We start from the raw sequence: 20,128 nt of genomic DNA, 5'->3' as shown, positions 1-20,128 counted from the left end.
CCTCCGGAGTGGGGTGGACTGCTGGGTGGCCCGCGCAGGGGGCCGGGCGATGACCATCTGATCGCATGCGTCCCGAGCGGCGCCACCGTGGGCCCCGGCCCAGTTGGGCCATTGGCGTATACAGGCCAACCGGCGGGTAACCTGTGCGGGCCGACCCGACCGGGGGCGACGACGATGGGGGTGCCGTGTCCGACGCGCTGGATCCGGACTCCGACGGCGGCCGGGTCTACCGGGCGCTGGTCGGTCACCCCCGCGCGGCCGCCGACGCCCTGACGGACCGGACCGGTCTGAGTGGGGCAGCCGTCCGGGCGGCGCTGGACCGACTCGCCGCCGAGGGCAGCATCGTGACGGCGGACCAGACCGGCCGTACCTGGGAGGCGCTGCCGCCCGCGCAGGTGGTCGACGCGGTGCTGCACCGGGACGCCCTGCGGCACGCCGATCTGCGCTGCGCCGGCGCCGAGTTGGAACGGCTCTACCACTTCGCCAGGACGGAGGAGGGTCGCTACGGCGCCCTTGAGGTGGTCGAGGACACCGCCCGGCTGCTGGCCGCCGTCCGGCAGTTGCAGCAGGCCGCCCGGCACCGGGTGCGGGTCATCGACATGCCGCCGTACGTCGGCTCCGCCGAGCACTACCTCCGGCAGGAGGTCCTGCAGCGTGAGCGGATGGCCGCCGGGGTGGGCTATCGGACCGTCTACTACGAGGCCGCGTTCGCTGACCCGGTGGTCGGCCCCAACATGGCGCGCATGATCGAGGCCGGCGAGCAGGCCAGGACCCTGGCCGAGCTGCCGATGAAACTCGTCATCGGGGACGACGACCTGGCGATCGTGACGCTGGACGCCGACCACCGCCCCGGCGTCGTCGCCCTGCTGATCCGGCCGTCCGGCCTGCTCCGGGCGCTGTCCAACGTGTTCGAGATCCTGTGGAAGCTCGCCGTGCCGGTGTCGGCGGCGGGCACCGCCGCACAGATCGACGGCCGCGACCGCCGGATCCTCTCGCTGATGGCCAGCGGTGCCACCGACGACGCGATCGCCCGCCGCCTCGGCCTGGGCCGCCGCACCGTGGTCCGCCGGGTCGCCGCCCTGCAGGCCGGGCTGGGAGCCACCACCCGCTTCCAGGCCGGCGTCCAGGCGGCCCGGCGCGGCTGGCTCTGACCGGGGCCGACGGCCACCGGGCGCGCCGGCGCCCGTCCGGCGGGAGACTGGGGGAGACCGGGGGAGCGGCTCGGGGACGCCATCGGGGACGGACGGTGGTTCGGCATGAGTTCTCAGGAGGGCGGCAGGTCCGACGCCGACCGGCTGATCGCCGGCCGCTACCTGTTGCAGGAGCAGCTCGGGCGCGGCGGAATGGGCACCGTCTGGCTGGCCCGGGACACCAAGCTGGAACGCTCGGTGGCGATCAAGGAACTGAGCGTCAGCGGTATCCCCGAGGCCGAGCTGCCCACGCTCAACTCGCGGATGCAGCAGGAGGCCAGAGCGGCGGCGAAGATCAAGCACCCCGGAGTGATCACGGTCTACGACGTGCTGGAGCAGGACGGTCGGCCGTGGATCGTGATGGAGCTGATCGACGGCCGTTCGCTGGCCGAGGTGATCGACTCGGAGGGCACCCTGCTCCCGCGCGACGCGGCCCGGGTCGGCGAGCAGGTGCTCGCGGCGCTCGACCAGGCGCACCGGCACGGCGTGCTGCACCGGGACGTCAAACCGGCCAACGTGCTGCTGGAACGCGGTGGCCGGGCGGTGCTCACCGACTTCGGCATCGCCCTGCTGGAGGGCGCCCCCGGGCTCACCCGGACCGGTGACATCGTCGGATCGCCGGACTACGTCGCCCCGGAGCGGGTCAGCGGCCACCGTCCCGGCCCCGAGTCCGACCTGTGGTCCCTGGGTGCCACCCTGTACGCGGCGGTGGAGGGCCAGACCCCGTTCCACCGCACCACGACCATGGGCACGCTCCAGGCGGTGATCGCGGACCCGCTCCCGGAGCCCCGGCACGCGGGGGCGCTCGCCCCCGTCATCGAGGCACTGCTGCGCAAGGACCCGGCCGAACGCCCCACGGCGGAAGAGGCGTTGGGCCTGCTCGCCGAGGCCGCCGCGTCCGGAGCGTGGGGTGTCGGCCGGACCCAGCCGCACGCCCCGACCCAGACCACTCCGCCGACACCGATCCCGATCCCCGTACCGGTCCCGCCGCTCCCGCCCGTCCCGACGCCCGGGCCCGTCTCCGCTCCGCCGACCCCGGCGCCGGGTCTGCCCGCCCCGGCCGGCGACGGGCGGCGACGGTCCCTGCTGATCGTCGGCGGGGCGGTCGGGGCGGCGCTGCTCACCGGTGGCGTGGTCTTCGCGGTGGTCAACAGCGGCTCGCCGAATCCGACCCCGGCCGCGATCGTCACCTCCTCGGCGGCCACTACGCCGGTCTCGCAACCGCCGTTGACCCAGGCCCCGACTCAGGCCCCGACTCAGGCCCCGACCACCCAGACCCAGGCGCCCAGCTCGCAGCCGCCGACCTCCCAACCCCCGGTCAGTACCGCCACCGTGGCCTCGCCGACCACGCTCGGGCAGACCGCGCAGCCGGTGCAGCCCGCGCCCGCCGGGTTCCGCTGGGTGGACGATCGGGCCGGCTTCCGGGTCGCGGTCCCGCTGAACTGGACCAGGAGCGAGACCGGCGGCCAGATCGACTACTCGCCGGACGGCGGGCTCCACCTGTTCCGGGTCGGCGTCGGCCCGGGTGCGACGCAGAGCCCCGAGGCGCACTTCCTGGAGCTGGAACTGACCGCCGCCCGGCAGCCCGACTACCAGCGGATCACCCTGCAGTCGAACGTCTACCGGGGCACCGAGGGCGCCCTGTGGGAGTACACCTGGACCGACGCCAGGCGCGGCCCCCGGCACGCGGCCGACCAGGCCTTCGTCGCCCCGGACGGAACGGAGTACGCCGTCTACCTGGCCTCCCCGCCGGGGGACTGGAACACCACGCGGCAGCAGTTCGCCACGGTGCTCAACACCTTCGCGCCTCGCTGAGACCCGGTGTTCCGCAGATTCCGTGTGCAAAGGTGCGTCTACGGTGAATCCGGTGGACGGCGGCGAACCGCTCAAGGCGGCGAGGCGTCCCTTTCCTCCGAAGGATGATCGTCACAACGGAGGAGGAAGCAATCGTGGGGACCTTCGAAGGGCGCCCGAGCCGTCGTGCGGTGCTGGCCGTGGGAGCCGGGACGGCGCTGGCCGTCGCGGTGCCCGTGAGCGGGTCGGCCCAAGCGGTCGGCAGCACGTCACCCGGTGCGGACCGGGTGATCCGGGCACTGGCCGAGCTGGAACGGGAACACGGCGCCAGGCTGGGGGTGTTCGCCCGGAACACGGCCACCGGCCGGACGGTGGCCTACCGGGCCGACGAACTGTTCCCGATCTGCTCGGTGCACAAGACGATCACGGCGGCCGCGGTCCTGCGCGACCTGGACCGGAACGGCGAGTTCCTCGCCAAGCGCGTCCGGTACACCGAGCAGGAGGTCAAGGACTCCGGCTACGCTCCGGTCACGGGCACACCGGAGCACCTCGCGAACGGTATGACCGTCGCCGAACTCTGCGCCGCCGCCCTCGACTTCAGTGACAACGCGGCCGACAACCTGCTGCTCCGCGAGCTCGGCGGCCCGACGGCGGTGACCCGTTTCTGCCGGTCCATCGGCGACGGCGTGACGCGGCTCGACCGCTGGGAGCCCGAGCTGAACACCGCCGAACCGGGGCGGGTGACGGACACCACCAGCCCCGCCGCGATCGGGCGGAGCCACGCGAAGCTGGTGCTCGGGGACGCGCTCGCGCCACGGGACCGACGGCAGTTGACCGAGTGGCTGCTCGCCAACACCACCAGCGGTGCCCGGTTCCGCGCCGGGCTGCCCGAGGACTGGGCGCTCGCCGACAAGACCGGCACGGGGTCGTACGGCACCACCAACGACGTCGGCATCGCCTGGACCCCGGACCGCCGGCCCGTCGTGCTGGCCGTCCTGTCCACCAAGCCGGACGCCGCCGCCAAGGCGGACGAGCCGCTGGTCGCCCGCACCGCCGCCCTGCTGGCGGTAGCGCTGGCCTGACCCTCCGGCGGTACGGGGGCGAGGGCTTCACACCCGACCCGTGCCCGCAGCCGGTGCAGCCCGTCGTGCTCTGGCGGCGGGCACGGGTCGGGCTCAGGCCGGTGGGTCCTGGAGGCCGTCGATGCGCAGGCCGGCCAGGCGGACCTGGTACCAGACGTCCGTGGTGGAGCCGTCGCGCCACTTCTCGGTGAGGATCACGGTGCTGTGGCCGGCCCCGCTGCCGGCGTAGGCCACCGACCAGTCGTCGGGGACGTTCTGCGCGCGGAACACCGGGTCCGCCTGGTGGTCGGCGGCCCACCGGTCGAGCTCGGTGTTCAGACCGGGCGTCAGGAACTCCTGCCGTACCTCGGTCGGGTCCTGGTTCGGGTTCTGCCCGAGGACCGCGTCCCGGTACTGGCCGAAGAACGCGTTCACCTGCTTCTCGGCCCTGGTCTGAAGGCCCGCCTGCGCCTGCGAGGGTGCGGACAGCAGTGCGGAGCCGGTCAGCAGAGCGGTCGTGCACGCGGCGACCACGGCACCGCGCAGCTTCGTGGAGTGGGACATCGACTCTCCTCCATGATCGTCGGCACTGACGGGGCATCAGGCCGTCCGCGCGTAGTGAATCATCCGTAGGAGAACCATCCGTGCAGGCGCACGCGGAACGGTCGGTTCTGCCGCGCGGCGGTGGCCGTCGGGCAGGGCGCGCAGTGCGGTCACCCGGCGTCGGCGCGCGGCGCGTTGCACTCGCTGGTCCCGGCGGCGCGTGGCAGGGTGCACAGAGTGGCGGGCCGCATCCCCAAGGTCGCCACCAGGAGGGACGACCCCGTTGGACACCCTGCCGCAGCCCGTGCTCAGCCCGCTGACCGCTGCCTCGCTCTTCCTCGTGCTCACCGTCGACCCTGGCGGCGAACCGGTGGTCCGCGAGCTGCTCGCCGACCTGGCGGGGCTGCAACGGGCGGTCGGGTTCGGACATCCGGACGGGCGGCTCAGCGTCGTCGCGGGGATCGGTTCGGCGGTCTGGGACCGTCTGGTCGACGGGCTGCGGCCGGCGGAGCTGCACCCGTTCCGGGAACTGCACGGTGCCCGCCACCACGCCCCGGCCACGCCGGGCGACCTGCTGTTCCACGTCCGGGCCGCCCGGCAGGACCTCTGCTTCGCCCTCGGTGCGGAGATCATGACCCGGCTGCGGGGCTCGGCCGCGGTCGCCGACGAGGTCACCGGTTTCAGCTGTCTGGACCAGCGCGACCTGCTCGGTTTCGTCGACGGCACCGAGAACCCGGTCGGGCCGGACGCCGCCGACGCCGTGCTGATCGGTGCCGAGGACCCGGACTTCGCCGGCGGCTGCTACGTGGTCGTGCAGAAGTACCTGCACGACCTCGACGCCTGGAACCGGCTCCCCGTCGAGCAGCAGGAACAGATCATCGGCCGCCGCAAGCTCGGCAACACCGAGACCGGCACCCCCAGCTCGCACGTCGCCCTGAACACCATCACCGACCCGGACGGTACCGAACGCAAGATCCTCCGCGACAACATGCCCTTCGGCAGTCCCGGCAGGTCCGAGTTCGGCACCTACTTCATCGGCTACGCGCGCACGCCCGCCGTCACCGAGGAGATGCTCCGGCACATGTTCCTCGGCGACGGCCCCACCAGCCACGACCGGATCCTCGACTTCTCCACGGCGGTCACCGGGACGCTGTTCTTCGTGCCCCCGGCGGGCTTCCTGGCGGACCTGTCCCGGGAGGACGAGCTGCCGAGCACAGCCGAGGGAACGGTAGGTGCCACCTGAGAGACCGTCAGGCGCCGTAGCAGTCCACCCGATGCCGTCACCCCGTCCACCAGCCAACCCCGGGAGCAGCAATGAGCAGCGGACCCGCACCGATCAGCGCCGAGGCCCGCCGGGCCCTGGAACAGGAACTCGCCGACCTGCGCGCCGAACGCGGGGCGGTCGCCGAGACCCTGGGGAGCACCGACCCCGTGGGCGATCCGGCCGACCAGGCGGACGAGCTGCAACGGGCCACCGAGGTGGCCCGGCTGGACTCGCGGATCGACGAGATCACCGCACGGCTGCGGGACGGGGCCGAGGCCGGGCCGCCGCGTACCGACGTGGTCGGGGTCGGCAGCACCGTCACCGTGCGGTTCCCCGACGAGGGCGTGCAGACCGTCCTGGTCGGTGAGGTCGCGGTCGGCTCGGCGCTCACCCTGGTCACCGCCGACAGCCCGCTCGGGCTGGCCCTGCTCGGCCGCCGGGCCGGCGACGCGGTGAGCTGGCAGGCCCCCGACGGACCGGCGACGGCGGTCGTGGTCTCGATCGGGGACGGCGGGTAGCAGGCCCGGGCGCTGCGTCCCCGGCCGACCGCTCCGCCCAGCAGGTCCGACTCCGCCGGCCTGCATGCGGGAATGGAGGAAGGCGAAACCGTCACCGGACAGCTTGTCTGCGAACTCCGCGAACGTCGCCCTGACGCCTTCCGGGTGCCTGCCGAAGGCCTGGACGTTGTCCGGCTGAGTGGTCGGGTGGCCGGGGAACTCGCGGAGCCGGACACGGGTACAGACTGTCCCAGGGCGTGCCGTTTCACCAGCGGCTTGGAAGGAGATGACCCGGGCCTTGGCGGCACCGTGGGAGGAAGCGAGCTCGGCAGCCAGCTCGGCCGCGTCCGCCAGTCCGGCAGTCCCGGTTCCGTACAGGTGAACCTTGACGGTTCCGGTGCCTCGGTGGGTCAGAGTCGGGATGAGTGTCGTGGTCTGCCGGTGGACGATGTCCAATGGAAGTACGGTCTCGTCCTTGGCATCGGACCATCGCCGGTCCTTGTCGTAGGGCAAGAAGAGCCCTGTCCCTGCGGCAGAGAGCACGTCGGCGAGCAGCTGCGGCGTCAGAGAAGCAGGGTGGACCGGCCCGAGCGTCGGCACGTACGGAACGGTCATCACAGGACTTGGCCAGTCCCATCGGAAGCGCATGGTTGAACCCTGCTCATGAGCACCGCAGGTCGCAGGCCCCGGCGCGAACTGCCGCCGGGGCCTGCTTAGTTGTGCCTGCTACGGGCTTAGAACGGGTTGTCGTCGCCCGCGTTGCACGAGCACGTCGTGGACTCCGCCAGGTCGTCCAGGTCGTCCACCAACTCGATCTCGCCCACGTCGGCGCGGGTGGCGCTGAGCTGGATCAGGGCTTCCGGCTTCATGCGGTTACCTCTTCTTGCGAGTGGTGCCTTCGCCTCCTGGTAGAGCTTGGCCATCGGTCGGCAGACCCCGCAGGAGCCGGACAGCCGACAGCCAGAGCACCCACCAGTGCGAAGCATGAGGGAATCGGCGATGGCGCCGAGGGTGCCAATCCGGCGAGTGGGTAAGCGTTTTGCTGACACTCACCGTGTTTGGACGAACCCGTTGACGCCCCCGGTGGCACACCGTAAGGTCACGCCCCGTGGACGCCGGTCGGTGATCCGGACCGGGCGCGCGGAACGCTCCTGGGCCCGGTTCGCCGCCCCTCGCCGGGCGGTCCGCTGAGGCGCCAACCACCTTGTTCCTGTGCAGAGTCAACCGGACAGGTGGTCAAATCGTGCCTTCCTTCGCGCCGTCCCGCCGCCCTGCGGTCGTGGAAGGCCGCGGTCCGGCGTCCCATGAGTAAGCCCAACGTCGCAAGGGATGCACGGTGACCGGTTCTACTCTCCCCAGGGCCTCTGTGCTGGGAGTGGTCTGCGCGGTGCTGCTGTCCGGCTGTTCGTCGGGCGGCCTGGGGTCCGGATCGACGATCACGGTCACCATCGGCGTTGACGGTCCGCTGACCGGCAATCTCGCCGACCTGGGACTTGGCATCCGATACTCGGCTGAGCTGGCTGTCGCCAAAGCCAACGCCAAGAACACCGTCCCCGGTGTGAAGTTCATCCTGGACGCCAAGGACGACCGGGCCGACGAACAGGCCGCCCGCGCCAACGGTGAGGCGTTTGCCGCCGACCCGAAGGTCGTGGGAGTGGTCGGCCCGCTGACCTCGTCCAGCGCGCTCGCGATGGCTCCGGTCCTGTCGAAGGCGGGCCTTGCCGAGATCTCCCCGTCCAACACCGCACCCGCGCTGACCTGGGGTGCCGACTACCGCGCCGCCGGGAAGAAGCGCCAGTACCCGACCTACTTTCGCACCGTCACCACCGACGCCGTCCAGGGCCCGCTGCTCGCCCGGTATGCGCACACTCGGCTGAGCGCCAACCGGGCCGCCGTGGTCAGCGACACCAAGGCGTACGGCACCAACCTCGCGGCCGAGTTCGCGACCGCCTTCGAGGAGGTCGGCGGCAAGGTGGCGTTCCGGGCCACGGTGGAGCAGGGCACCTCGGACTTCACCAAGCTGGCCTCGCAGATCGCGGCCTCCCGTCCCGACATCGTGTACTACGGAGGCGAGCACCCGGAGGGCGGCCCGCTGTCCGCGGCACTCAAGGCCGCCGGAGTGAAGGCACCGATGGCCGGTGGCGACGGCCTGCACACCGACGGATACCTCAAGGCCGCAGGTCCGTCCGCCAACGGCGACCTCTCAAGCCAGCCGGGCATTTCGGTGGAGGGTCTCGCCTCCGCCTTCACCTATCTTGACGCCTATCACCAGGCCGGCCACGAGGAGGAGCCCGGCCCGTTCGGCCCTTACGCCTACGACTCCACCTGGGCCCTCATCCTGGCCGTCGGCCGAGCCCGCCAGGGCGGGAACGGGACGGACCTCACCGGTCCTGAACTGCGAAAGGCCGTCGCGGATGCCCTTCAGGACATCTCGTTCTTCGGTGTCACCGGCGACGTCGCCTTCGACGAGTTCGGCGATGCCCGTAGCCAGGTGGCCTCCATCTACCAGGTCCAGAAGGGCACCTGGACCTCCATCGTCCCGGTCGGCCGGCTCCGCGACTTCTGACGGCTCGCGCCCAGTCCCTCAGCGCCGTCGGACTGGACCGGATCGGTGGAGGCGGGGAGGCCGAGGGATCTGAAGTTCACAGTCAAGGACAAGCTGCGTCTCACGATCCCCTGGGAACCCCACCCTCTCAAAGCAGGCGCTGCCCCGACACGCTGGGCCAGGGCACCAAGGCGGCGTCGAGCCCAAGTTGGCCGATTCCACGGCCTCGCCCTGGCCCTGGACCTCGACACCCGGCTGCGCCAGGCCAGGCGGACGACGTGCACGGTCACGGGACGGTGGCCACGGTTCACTCCGGAGGAGCTGGTGCAGCGACCTCTCCCAAGAGATCCCCGGTGAGGTCATGCGACGGGAGCGCAGTCCCAGGCGGCCGGGCTTGCTGGTGTGAGGCGGTCCCGATGTGCGAGCTCCGCAGACCAGGACCGCCCGATGCCTTCTCAACTGCCCATGCCTGCTGGTCAGTTGGCTTCGAGATTGAACTCCGCAGTGACGGGGGCGTGGTCGCTCCAGCGTTCCGCGTGGGAGGCGGCGCGCTCGACGTGGGCCCTGACGCACTTGCTCGCGAGATTCTGGCTGGCCATCAGGTAGTCGATCCGCCAGCCGGTGTCGTTGTCGAAGGCGCGGCCGCGGTAGGACCACCAGGAGTACGGGCCCTCCTGGTCGGGGTGCAGGGCGCGGACCACGTCGACGTAGCCGACCTCGTCGAGGACGCGGGTGAGCCAGGCGCGCTCCTCCGGGAGGAAGCCGGCGCTCTTCTGGTTGGCCTTCCAGTTCTTCAGGTCGGCCTCGCGGTGGGCGATGTTCCAGTCGCCGCAGACGACCACCTCGCGGCCCTCGGCCTCGGCGCGCTTGCGGAGTTCGGTGAGGTGCACCAGGAACTCGGCCATGAAGCGTTCCTTCTCCTCCTGGCGCTCGGTGCCGACCTCACCGGAGGGGAGGTAGAGACTGGCCACCGTCAGGCCCGGCAGGTCGATTTCGACATACCTGCCCGAAATGTCGAATTCGGCTGAGCCGAAGCCGATCGCGGTCCGGGTGGGCTGCTTGCGGGAGAGGATCGCCACGCCCGCCCGGCCCTTGCTGGCGGACGGTGCCCAGACCGCGTGCCAGTCGGTCAAGTCGCGCAGCTCGGCCGGAAGTTGGTCGGGCTCGGAGCGGACCTCCTGCAGGCAGATCACGTCCGCCTGGGTGGCCGACAGCCACTCCAGCAGGCCCTTCTTGGCGGCTGCCCTGATGCCGTTCACATTCACCGTCGTCACGATCGTCACCCGGGAAGGGTATCGGGCCCACCTTCAGGCGTGACGCAGGGCGGGTGGATTCGCATCGTGAACGACCTGTGAAGTGTTGTTCCAACCTCGTCAAGCGACGCCATTGGTCTTGACCATCTCGGCGGCCACCCCCTAGGGTCCTTACTGCAAAGACCTTTAATAAAGAAGGACGGATAAAGCCCGCCCCTCCCACCTGCCGGAACATCGGGCGTGGGGCCGGCCCGGCGTCCTTCAGGGTGGAGGACACGGTGGGGCAGGGACAGCTCGCGGCAGTACCGGAGCCGAAGTACTGGCACCTGCGTACGGTGCTGGTGCGCACCATCGACGCGGAGTTCTCCACCGGCCAGATCCTGCCCAACGAGCGGGAGTTGGCCTCGCGCTTCGGCGTGGCCCGGGCCACCCTGCGGCAGGCGCTCGACCAGCTGGAGCTGGAAGGGCGGCTGGTCCGCCGGCGCGGCATCGGCACCCTGATCGCCGCCCCCCGAGTCGGCGTCCCGGTCAGCCGGCGCGAGGAGGGCTGGCCCGGTGCCGCCCGCAGCCAGTCCTGGCGGAGCGTCGACTGCGTGAGCTCCCCGGCCTCGGCCCAGATCGCGCTGGCGCTCGGCATCGCGCCGGGGGAGACGGTGCACACCGTCCGCCGCCTGCGGCTGGTGCAGGGCCAGATCATGGCCACCGAGTCGCTGCACGTGCCGGATGCGGTGCTGCCGCAGCTGCCCGCCGTCCCGCGGGTGGTCGGCGGCGAGACCGAGCCGGCCCGTTCGGTGCTCCGTCAGCTGGAGCGGCTCGGTATCGACGGCGAGTCCCGCTCGGTCGAGCTCGGTGTCGCCGAGGCCGACCAGGCCGCGTTGCTGGAGCGTCCGCCGGGCACCCCGGTGCTGATCGTCACCACCCAGTACGCCTCGGCCGGCCGCCTGGTCGCCGTCGCCGTCTCCACCTACCGGGCCGACACCTGCAAGCTCACCTTCGGCGAGACCGGCCTGGTCGAGGTCACCCCCGTCGAGGCCCAGCAGCCGGTCGGCGCCGCCTCCTGACCACGTGACGAAGCCCCCGACCCGGACGGGTCGGGGGCTTCGTCGTGGCCGGTCCGGACCGCCCCGGCGGGGCGGGGCGGGTCAGCGCGCCGAGGCCCCGGGGGAGTCGACGGCGAACAGCTGCTCCTCGACGGTGTCCAGGGCGATCCGCAGCGCCCCCATCGCCACCACCTCCTCGCCCAAGGCGGCGAGCGCCACCTCGGGTGCCCGGAGGCAGTACAGCTCCAGCTGCTCGCGCAGCGGTTCCAACACGCCGTCAAGTCCGGCCGCCCAGCCGCCGACCACCACGATCTCCGGATCGAGGGCCAGCACCAGCGCGGCGACGTCGTGCACCAGTCGCCGCAGGAAGCGGTCCATCGCGACCTGGGCCACATGGTCGCCCTCGCGGGCCAGCCGGAGCACCCGGGCGACAGCGGCCTCGTCCAGCGGGTCGAGCGGTTTTCCGGTGGTGGAGAGCAGCCGCTCGGGGGTGGCCTCCTGGCCGAGCAGGTGCAGCGCGCCGATCTCGCCGGCCGCGCCGCCGAAGCCCCGGTGCAGCCGTCCGTTGATCAGTGAACCGGCGCCGGGGCTGAGCCCGGCCATCACGAAGACCAGGTCGCCCTTGCCGACCGCCGCGCCCTGCCAGTGTTCGGCGATGGCGGCCAGGTTGGCGTCGTTCTCGATGATCACGGGGCAGCGGAACGAACGGCGCAGCCGGGCGCCGAGGTCGAGGCCGGTCCAGCCGGGCATCGCGGTGCCGAGCCGGACGGTGCCCTCGCGGTCGACAATGCCGGGGCTGCCGACCGCGACCGCCCAGAGACTGTCCCGGGAGACGCCGGCCTTGCGGAGCACCTCGGCGACGGTGGTGCGGGCCAGGGCGAGCCGCTCCTCCGGATCGAGGGTCTCGGCCGCCGACCTGGCGTGGCTGCCCAGCACCCGGCCGGTCAGGTCGGCCAGGATGACCCGGATCTCGTGCACCCCGATCTCGATGCCGAGGATGTGCCCGGCCTCCGCCCGGAACCTGAACCAGCGGGCGGGGCGGCCGCGCTGACGGCCGTTGTCCTGGGACTGCTCGACCTCGGCGACGAGTCCGGCCTCGATCAGGCCCTCGATCACGCCTTCGACGGTCGGCCGGGAGAGACCGGTGTCGCCCACCAACTGGGTGAGGGTGACCGCCTGTCCGTCCCGGAGCGCCCGCAGGGTCACCGCGGCGTTGATCCGACGCAGCAGCGAGGAGTCTCCTCCGGTGAGCCGATCCGCCAAGTCGCTGCCCTTCCGCAGATTCGCGCGACAGCACTGGCGCGCGTACCGAGTGCGCGAGACCAGCCTGCGTGCCCCCGCGTGATGAGCCGACCGGGTTGCGCGACACGGGGTACGGGCGCCGGAGGGCGTGAGCCGGATGCTACTCGGCGGCCCTCCGAGCCGCGAGCATTTCCGCAGCTCATCACCGGTTCGGTATGAAAACGGTACGTAGCCCCGCCGGTCGGGGGGCCTCTCCCGGCCACCGGACGGGCCTGGTCCGGACTGGACGGACCGCCGGACCGGCCGCCGCCGAAGCGCGGGAACCGGGGATGACTCCCGGTGCACTAGGGTCGCCCCACAGTGACAAACATGGAGGCGGACCAGGTGTTGAGCACACAGATCGGCGTCACGGACTTCGTGAGCGCGAACACCTCCGTCGGCCCGGTTCCCTTCGTCCCCGAAGTGCGGCTGCACCTGGCCCCCGAGGCGATCGCCCTGTGGGAGCGGATGGAGGAGAGCAGCGGTCGGTCCGACACCGCTCCGCCGTTCTGGGCCTTCGCCTGGGCCGGCGGCGTCGCCGTCGCGCGGTACGTGCTGGACCACCCGGAAGTGGTGGCGGGCCGTACGGTGCTGGACATCGCGGCCGGTTCGGGACTGGTCGCGGTGGCTGCCGCGAAGGCCGGTGCCCTCGGTGTCCGCGCGGTCGAGATCGACCCGTACGCCGTCGGGGCGATCGAGCTGAACGCCCGGGCCAACGCGGTGGTGGTCCAGGCGGACTGTGCGGACCTGCTGGACGGTGACGGTGCGCCGGCGGACGTGGTGCTGGCCGGCGACGTGTTCTACGAGCGCGCGATGGCCGCCCGCTTCCTGCCGTTCCTCGAACGGGCCCGCCGACGCGGCGCCGTGGTCCTGGTCGGCGACCCGGGGCGGGCCTACCTGCCGGCGGACCGGTTCCAGGCAGTGGCGCGCTACGACGTGCCGGTGTCCGCCGATCTGGAGGACCGGCCGATGAAGCCCACCACGGTGTGGCAGCTGCTCGCCTGACCGCTGCCCTCCCTGCCACGCCGGGCCCGGCGGCACCGGCGGCCGCCGGGTGGTCGAGCGCTCAACGCGCCGTCAGCGGCTTGGTCCAGCGGCGCCAGCGGTCCTCGCGTCCGTACCCTGCGGCGGCCCAGGCGTGGTGGGCACGCCGGTTGTCCTCCAGGACCATGGCGTCGCCCCGGCGGCCCCCGAGCGCGACGAAGCGGTCCTCGGCGGCGGCCAGCAGCGCCTTGGAGATGCCCTGCCGCCGGTGCGAGGGCAGGACCGCGAGCCGGTAGAGCGACGCCCGCCAGCCGTCCCAGCCGGCGATCACGGTGCCGACCACCAGCCCGTCCAGCTCCGCCACGATCAGGGCCTCGGGGTCACGCTCGATCAGCCGCGCGACGCCGGCCTCGTCGTCCGTGATGCTGGTGCCCTCGGCGGCGCGGGACCAGAAGGCCAGCAGGCCGGGCACCTCGGACGGGGCGGCGGGGCGGATGGTGATGGTGTCCATGGCGTCATGTTCTAGCAGCGGGCGGCCACTTCGGCCGAGCCGGTTTCTCACTCCGCGAGACGGGACGCCGGGCGCTCGCGGAGCACCAGGCCGAGGCCGGGTACACCCGGGCGGTCGACCTGGTGGCCCGGCAGGGATCGCCGGATGCCGAGGGGGACCTGCTGATCGCGGTGGCGACCGGGTGCCGGCCCGGCGTCAGTGGCAGGGCGAGCGTGGCGGCGGTGGCGGTCAGGCGTCGGTACATGCCCCCGAATCCAGGCCGGACCTGCCGACGGCTCGTCAACTCGGCGGAGGAGACGGGTCATGCGTCCGGATGGGCCCCCGTCCACCACCTGTGGGCGGACAGGGGGCCCTGGGTCAGGCGGTGAACGCGGCCGACAGCGGCAGCTCCCCGGCGGAGGGCCCGGCCAGCGCGGTGAAGCCGCCCGGCTCGGTGCGCCACCCGCCGTCGGGCACCGACCAGTGCTGGAGTGCCCGGGGCGCCACCCGCACCGCGACCTCGACCCGTTCGCCCGGCGTGGCCGTCACGGCCGCGAAGCCGGCCAGCCAGCGGACCGGCCGGGCCACGGCGCTGGCGGGCCTGGCCAGGTACAGCTGCACCACCTCGCGGGAGGCCCGGGCGCCGGTGTTGCGCACCGTGACCCGGGCGGTGAACGGCTGGCCGGGCGCGACCTGTTGGGGCACCTCGAGCCCGAGGTACTCCCAGCTGCCGTACCCGAGGCCGTGGCCGAACCAGTAGGCCGGCTCGGCCCCGGTCCGCAGCCAGCCCCGGTGGCCGACGTCCAGGCCCTCCCGGTAGTCGAGTACTCCGTCGACCGGCCGGGTGTCGAGCACCGGGACGTCCTGCTCGGTGCCGGGCCAGGTGGTCGGCAGCCGCCCGCCGGGCTCGGCCCGGCCGAGCAGCAGCTCGGCGAGCGCGGCGCCGCCCTCCTGCCCGGGGAACCAGCTCAGCAGCACCGCAGGGACCTGCCCGCGCCAGGGCAGCAGCACCGGGCCACCGGAGTTGACCACCACCACGGTGGCAGGGTTGACGGCGGCCACCGCCGACACCAACGCGTCCTGCTCGCCGGGCAGTCGGAGGTCGGGGCGGTCGAAGCCCTCGGACTCGTACTCGGTCGTGGTGCCCACCACGACCACCACCGCGTCGGCGTCCCTGGCCAGTTCGACCGCCGCCGCCAGCTCCGGGCCACCGGGCGGGTCGGCGGCCAGGCTGAGCGCCCGGCCGTGCGCCGCCTCGACCGTGCGGCGGGCCAGCAGGGTGACCTCGCCGCCCGCCGGCAGCTCCAACTCCACCTGTCGGTACGACGGGGAGACGTGCAGGTAGGTCGGGTCGTCGGACTCGGGGGCGACGTACTCGTCCACCAGGACGCGGTCGTCGGCCCGCAGCAGGATCTGCCCGAGGCCGATCACGCCGAGCCGCCAGTGGCCGCCGACCGGTGGGCGGAACACCGCGCTCACCTCGACCGTCTCGGCCGTGGTCAGATCGGTGCCCACCGAGGGTTCGAGCACCCGGCCGCTGAGCCGGTGCTCGGTGTGGAGCTCGCCGTTCTCGGCATCCAAGTAGCGCACCAGCAGGCCGGGTTCGCCGGTGCGCGGATTGCGGCAGTCGGCCGCCTCCAGCGGGGTGGGACGGGTGCCGGTGCGGACGCCCGGCAGGTGGAGCAGCTCCACGTCGGGCGGCAGGGCGGCGCGCAGTCCGGCCAGCGGGGAGACGGTGGCGACCGGGAACACCTCGGCGCTGCCGCCGCCCTGGGCCCGCGCGGTGGCGGCGTTCGGGCCGAGCACCGCGATCCGGCGCAGCCGGGCCGGGTCCAGCGGTAGCAGCCCGCCCTCGTTGCGGAGCAGCACCGACCCGGCACCGGCCGCCCGCCGGAGCAGGCCCCGGACGGCGGGGTCGGTCGGGGTGGGCCCGGGTGCGGGCGAGGGGTCGAACGCGCCGACCCGGTGGGCGAGTCGGAGGTAGCGGCGGACCTTGTCGTCGATCACCGACTCCGGGATCAGGCCCGCCTCGACGGCGGCGACCAGGCGTTCGCCCCAGTGCTCGTTCGGCCCGGGCATGGCGAGGTCGATCCCGGCCGCCCCGGGCCCCTCGGTGGAGCGCACCGCACCCCAGTCGGAGACCACCAGGCCGTCGAACCCCCAGGCGCCTTTGAGCGGTTCGGTGAGCAGCGGACTCTCGCTCATCGACGCGCCGTTGACCCGGTTGTAGGCGGACATCACCGCCCACACCCCGGCCTCGACCACCGCCTCGAACGGGGCCAGGTAGACCTCACGCAGGGTCCGCTCGTCCACCCGCGCGTCCAGGGTGAGGCGTTCGGTCTCGGAGTCGTTGGCGACGTAGTGCTTGGCGGTGGCCGCCACCCCGCCGCTCTGCACGCCCCGGACGTAGGCGGCGCCGATCCGGCCGGTGAGCAGCGGGTCCTCGGAGAAGCACTCGAAGTGCCGCCCGCCGAGCGGGGAGCGGTGCAGGTTGAGGGTGGGGGCGAGCAGCAGGTGGACGCCCTTGCGGGTGGCCTCGGCGGCCAGCAGCGCGCCGAGTTCCGCCACCAGCCGCTCGTCCCAACTGGCCGCCAGCGACGTGGCGGAGGGCAGCAGCAGCGCGGTGTCGGTCTCGTCCCAGCGCTCGCCCCGGACGCCCACCGGGCCGTCCGAGGTGACCACCGGGCCGAGGCCGAGGTCGGGTTCGGCGCTGGTCCGGAAGGTGCCGCCGCCGGAGATCAGGCGGACCTTCTGCTTGAGGTCGAGGCTGGCGACCAGGCGGTCGATGGCGGTCATCCCTTCACGGCTCCCTGCATGATCCCGTCGATGATGTGACGGCCCAGCACCAGGAAGGCCGCGATGACGGGGAGGCTGGCGACCAGGGCACCGGTCAGGACGAGGGAGTAGTCCCGCAGGTAGCCACTGGCGAGTTCGGAGAGGGTGAGCTGGATGGTCGGGTTCTGCTGGGTCATCACGACCGTCGGCCAGTAGAAGTCGTTCCAGGTGGCCATGAAGGTCAGCATGCCGAGCACGGCCATCGCCGGCCGGGCGCCGGGCAGCACCACGTGCCGGTAGAGGCCGAAGGTGCGGCAGCCGTCGATCCGGGCGGCGTCGAGCAGTTCGTCGGGGACGGCGCCGAGCAGGTACTGCCGCATGAAGAACAGCCCGAAGGCGTTGGCGACGGCCGGCACGATCAGGGCCTGGAGGTGGTCGGCCCAGTGGAACCAGTTGGCCATCATGACGTAGAGCGGGATGATGCCGAGCTGGGTCGGCACCATCATGGTCGCCACCACGGCGGCCAGCAGCGGACTGCGGCCGGGGAAGCGGAGTTTGGCGAAGGCGAAGCCGGCCAGCGTGGAGGTGAGCACCACGCAGACGGTCACGGTGCCGGAGACGATCAGCGAGTTGGCCAGGGCCAGGCCCATGTCGGTCTGCTCGAAGGCCCGGCCGATGTTGCGGAACAGGTTGCCGCCGGGCAGCAGCACCGGGGGCACCGAGTTGATCTCGGTGTTGCTCCGGGAGGCGCCGACCACGGTCCAGTACAGCGGGAAGACCGAGAGCAGCACCGCGATGCCGAGGACGGCGTACACCCAGGCCCCGGCGCCGAGTTGGCGGTTTCGGGCGGCGCGGATCATTCGGCGTCGACCCCTTTCAGGCGGCGGGCGGCGAGCAGGTTGACGGTGACGATCGCCACGATCAGCAGGAACATCGCCCAGGAGACGGCGGCACCGTAGCCGTACTTGAAGCGGCCCCAGAACTGGCTGTAGGAGTACAGCGCCAGGGTCTGGAACTGGTGCTGCGAGCCGCCGCTGGTCGGGTCCTGCTGCTGGCTGAACAGCATCGGCTCGCCGAACAGCTGGAGCGCCCCGATGGTGGAGACGATCACGGTGAAGAGGATGGTGGGCCGCAGCATCGGGACGGTGATCGAGCGGAACTGCCGCCAGCGGCCGGCCCCGTCCAGGGCGGCGGCCTCGTAGAGCTCGTACGGCACCGACTGCATGGCGGCCAGGTAGATCAGCGCGTTGTAGCCCGTCCAGCGCCAGGTCACGATGGTGGCGATGGCAGCCCAGGAGGACAGGGTGCCGGCCTGCCAGTCGATCCGGTCCACGCCGAACACCCCGAGCACCCAGTTGACCAGGCCGAAGTCGCGGCCGAACAGCTGGACGAAGATCAGCGTGACGGCGGCCACCGAGGTGACGTTCGGCAGCAGGACGCCGAGCCGGAGCAGGGTGCGGCCGCGCAGCCGGTGGTTCAGCAGGTGGGCCAGGCCGAGCGCGAAGAGCAGTTGCGGGACGGTGGCGAGCACGCCGATGCCCAGGGTGTTCCACAGCGCGTTGCGGAAGAACGGGTCCTCCAGCAGCCTCCGGTAGTTCTCCAGTCCCACCCACTGGCCCTCGCTGCCCGGCACGTCCGCCCGCCACCCGGTGAGCGATACGTAGCCGGTGTAGAGCAGCGGTAAGAGGCCGAAGACGGCGAAGACCAGGAAGAACGGGGCGATGTAGAGGTAGGGCGAGACCACCCGGTCGAGGTGGCGGGCCGGTCTCGCCCGGGCGGCGCGCACGGGCCGGGCCGCGGTGGCCGGTACTGCCATGGATCCGGACTCCTGACGGTGCTGGGCGGTACCGGCACCGGTGTCAGGGCCGGTGCCGGTACCGCGGTACGGGGGGAGGTGACGCGAGGTCAGCCGGTGATGTTGGCGATGTCGGCCAGGGCCTTCTTCCAGGCCCCGGCGGCGTCGGTCTTGCCCTGCTCGACGGAGGTCAGCGCGTTGCCCAGGGCGGTGCCGATCTCGGCCCCGTGGGCACCGAGCGGCTGTGGCTTCAGGTCCTTGGCGGACTGCGAGAAGATCTTGCCGGTGGGCGCGTTGTTGAACAGCGGGTCGGTGTGCCCGGCGATCTCCGGTTGGCTCCAGAGGGCCTGGTCGGAGGGGAAGTAGCCCTTCTCCTTGAACAGCCAGGACTCCTGCTCGGGCGCGGTCAGCCACTTGGCCAGCTCGACGGCCGCGTCCGCGTGCTTGCTCTGCTTGGGCACGGTCAGGTAGGAACCGCCCCAGTTGCCGCCACCGCCGGGGACCCGGGCGATGTCCCACTTCCCGCCGTCGGCGGGTGGGTTGGCCTTGAACTGGTAGCTCATCCAGGCCGGGCAGGCCACGGTGGCGAACTGGCTCTGCTGGAAGCCGGTGTCCCAGGCGGGGGTGAACGCCTGGATGCCGGCCGACTGGCCGTCCTGGACGGCGGCGGCCACCGAGTCGAAGGCGGCCTTGACCGCCGGGTTGGTCTCCACCACGGGCTTGCCGGACGCGTCGTAGAAGCCGACCGGCGCCTGCGCGATCACGGCGCTGAACAGGTTGCCCGCGCTGTCGAACCAACGGACCTTCTTGTCCGGGCTGTTGGCGAGGAACTGCTTGCCGGCGGCGGTGTACGCGGGCCAGTCGGTCATCAGCGCGGCGACCTGCTCGCGGTCGGTGGGCAGTCCGGCCGCCCGGAACAGGTCGGTGCGGTAGCAGAGCGCCATGCCGCCCATGTCGGTGCCGAGGCCGAACAGCGCGGAGCCGTCCTGGCTGGAGGCGGGCGCGGTCTTGGACGGCACCCACTGCTCGCGGTTCACGCCGTGCGAGAGGAAGTTGACGAACCTGTCGGCCTGCGGCTGGAAGCCGGCCACCTGGCCGATCTCGATGCCCTCGACGTCGGCGGCGCCGGAGCCGGCCAGCAGGTGGGCCCGGAGGTTCTGGTGGTGGGCGCCGAGATCGGCCCGGTTCTCCTTGATGGTGATGTTCGGGTGCAGCTCCTGGTAGCGCTGGTACAGGTCGGCGTACCCGAAGTCGGAGAACAGGTTCACGGTCAGGGTGATCTTGGCGTTCGGGTCGTCCGAGGCCGAACCGCCGCTGCTGGAACAGCCGGTGGCGATCAGCGGCAGGGTGAGTGCGAGGGCGGCGGCCAGGCGGCGAGGTCTGGCGGTGCGGCTGGGCATGGGTGGATCTCCTGGGTGACGGCCGGGCGGGCACGGCGGTGGAGGGATGCGTCGGCCGGGGCGCGGGCGGGCGGACCGGATCACACTGGGAGAGCGCTCTCCCATGGGGCTGGAGCCTGGACCCAGCCGGGATGGAAGTCAAGGGGGTCGGTCGAAGTCGGCGTCAGGTGCCAGGTGCGACAAGGTGCTTGACACAACGGAAACACCCGCGCAACC

At 72.4% G+C, this 20,128-nt stretch carries 17 protein-coding genes and 1 pseudogene; 8 read left to right on the top strand and 10 right to left on the bottom strand.

Features of this window, described 5'->3' with window-relative positions:
- Positions 1-185: 185 nt before the first annotated feature.
- The 3 genes from ACIRPK_RS00185 (at position 186) to bla (ending at position 4,066) form a co-directional block, all read left to right on the top strand.
- Positions 186-1,151, top strand: coding sequence for a hypothetical protein (locus ACIRPK_RS00185; protein ID WP_403030658.1), 966 nt, complete (start codon positions 186-188; stop codon positions 1,149-1,151).
- Positions 1,152-1,256: 105 nt separating this feature from the next.
- On the top strand, positions 1,257-3,005 hold the full coding sequence (locus ACIRPK_RS00180) for a protein kinase (RefSeq protein ID WP_403030656.1): 1,749 nt from the start codon (positions 1,257-1,259) through the stop codon (positions 3,003-3,005).
- Between the two features lie 104 nt (positions 3,006-3,109).
- Complete coding sequence (bla, locus tag ACIRPK_RS00175) at positions 3,110-4,066, top strand: class A beta-lactamase (protein ID WP_403030654.1); 957 nt, start codon at positions 3,110-3,112, stop codon at positions 4,064-4,066.
- A gap of 93 nt (positions 4,067-4,159) precedes the next feature.
- Here bla and ACIRPK_RS00170 read toward each other — a convergent pair whose 3' ends face one another.
- Complete coding sequence (locus ACIRPK_RS00170) at positions 4,160-4,609, bottom strand: hypothetical protein (RefSeq protein WP_403030651.1); 450 nt, start codon at positions 4,607-4,609, stop codon at positions 4,160-4,162.
- Between the two features lie 262 nt (positions 4,610-4,871).
- On the opposite strand from ACIRPK_RS00170, the gene ACIRPK_RS00165 reads away from it, so the two are divergent.
- Entirely contained in the window at positions 4,872-5,831 is a 960-nt protein-coding gene (locus tag ACIRPK_RS00165) for a Dyp-type peroxidase (RefSeq protein WP_403030648.1), read from the top strand.
- A gap of 71 nt (positions 5,832-5,902) precedes the next feature.
- Positions 5,903-6,370 carry a GreA/GreB family elongation factor gene (locus tag ACIRPK_RS00160; protein ID WP_403030645.1) on the top strand — a complete coding sequence of 156 codons (468 nt, stop codon included), beginning with the start codon at positions 5,903-5,905 and terminating at the stop codon, positions 6,368-6,370.
- Positions 6,371-7,083: 713 nt separating this feature from the next.
- Here the strand turns inward: ACIRPK_RS00160 and ACIRPK_RS00155 are convergent.
- Both ACIRPK_RS00155 and ACIRPK_RS00150 read right to left on the bottom strand, forming a co-directional pair.
- Positions 7,084-7,218 (bottom strand): hypothetical protein, encoded by a 135-nt coding sequence (locus ACIRPK_RS00155; protein ID WP_403032769.1) that lies wholly within the window; start codon positions 7,216-7,218, stop codon positions 7,084-7,086.
- Between the two features lie 18 nt (positions 7,219-7,236).
- Positions 7,237-7,359: pseudogene (locus ACIRPK_RS00150) on the bottom strand (radical SAM protein); the annotation flags it as partial.
- 326 nt (positions 7,360-7,685) lie between these two features.
- On the opposite strand from ACIRPK_RS00150, the gene ACIRPK_RS00145 reads away from it, so the two are divergent.
- Positions 7,686-8,915, top strand: coding sequence for a branched-chain amino acid ABC transporter substrate-binding protein (locus ACIRPK_RS00145; RefSeq protein ID WP_403030643.1), 1,230 nt, complete (start codon positions 7,686-7,688; stop codon positions 8,913-8,915).
- A 455-nt stretch (positions 8,916-9,370) separates the two neighbouring features.
- On the opposite strand, the gene ACIRPK_RS00140 is transcribed toward ACIRPK_RS00145, so the two are convergent.
- The gene (locus ACIRPK_RS00140) at positions 9,371-10,177 is read right to left on the bottom strand and encodes an exodeoxyribonuclease III (protein ID WP_403030640.1); all 807 of its coding nucleotides are present in this window, start codon (positions 10,175-10,177) and stop codon (positions 9,371-9,373) included.
- Between the two features lie 248 nt (positions 10,178-10,425).
- Here ACIRPK_RS00140 and ACIRPK_RS00135 point away from each other — a divergent pair, with 248 nt between their 5' ends.
- Positions 10,426-11,208 (top strand): GntR family transcriptional regulator, encoded by a 783-nt coding sequence (locus tag ACIRPK_RS00135; protein WP_403030637.1) that lies wholly within the window; start codon positions 10,426-10,428, stop codon positions 11,206-11,208.
- A gap of 81 nt (positions 11,209-11,289) precedes the next feature.
- On the opposite strand, the gene ACIRPK_RS00130 is transcribed toward ACIRPK_RS00135, so the two are convergent.
- Complete coding sequence (locus ACIRPK_RS00130) at positions 11,290-12,450, bottom strand: ROK family protein (protein ID WP_403030634.1); 1,161 nt, start codon at positions 12,448-12,450, stop codon at positions 11,290-11,292.
- A gap of 348 nt (positions 12,451-12,798) precedes the next feature.
- Between ACIRPK_RS00130 and ACIRPK_RS00125 the strand changes: the two genes are divergently transcribed.
- A complete protein-coding gene (locus ACIRPK_RS00125; protein ID WP_403030631.1) occupies positions 12,799-13,473 on the top strand; it encodes a class I SAM-dependent methyltransferase in 675 nt (224 codons plus the stop codon).
- A 61-nt stretch (positions 13,474-13,534) separates the two neighbouring features.
- On the opposite strand, the gene ACIRPK_RS00120 is transcribed toward ACIRPK_RS00125, so the two are convergent.
- The 5 genes from ACIRPK_RS00120 to ACIRPK_RS00100 all read right to left on the bottom strand — a co-directional run bounded on the left by ACIRPK_RS00120 (position 13,535) and on the right by ACIRPK_RS00100 (position 19,912).
- Entirely contained in the window at positions 13,535-13,963 is a 429-nt protein-coding gene (locus tag ACIRPK_RS00120) for a GNAT family N-acetyltransferase (protein WP_403030628.1), read from the bottom strand.
- Between the two features lie 357 nt (positions 13,964-14,320).
- Entirely contained in the window at positions 14,321-16,738 is a 2,418-nt protein-coding gene (locus ACIRPK_RS00115) for a glycoside hydrolase family 3 C-terminal domain-containing protein (RefSeq protein ID WP_403030625.1), read from the bottom strand.
- Entirely contained in the window at positions 16,735-17,577 is an 843-nt protein-coding gene (locus ACIRPK_RS00110; protein ID WP_403030623.1) for a carbohydrate ABC transporter permease, read from the bottom strand. Before ACIRPK_RS00110 ends, ACIRPK_RS00115 begins: the two co-directional genes overlap by 4 nt.
- Positions 17,574-18,533 carry a carbohydrate ABC transporter permease gene (locus ACIRPK_RS00105; protein ID WP_403030620.1) on the bottom strand — a complete coding sequence of 320 codons (960 nt, stop codon included), beginning with the start codon at positions 18,531-18,533 and terminating at the stop codon, positions 17,574-17,576. Before ACIRPK_RS00105 ends, ACIRPK_RS00110 begins: the two co-directional genes overlap by 4 nt.
- A gap of 89 nt (positions 18,534-18,622) precedes the next feature.
- A complete protein-coding gene (locus ACIRPK_RS00100) occupies positions 18,623-19,912 on the bottom strand; it encodes an extracellular solute-binding protein (RefSeq protein ID WP_403030618.1) in 1,290 nt (429 codons plus the stop codon).
- Between the last annotated feature and the right edge of the window lie 216 nt (positions 19,913-20,128).

Origin of the sequence: Kitasatospora sp. NPDC101801, from assembly GCF_044766665.1 — a bacterium.
GTDB lineage: Bacteria > Actinomycetota > Actinomycetes > Streptomycetales > Streptomycetaceae > Kitasatospora.
This window is presented reverse-complemented; position numbering and strand designations above follow the sequence as displayed.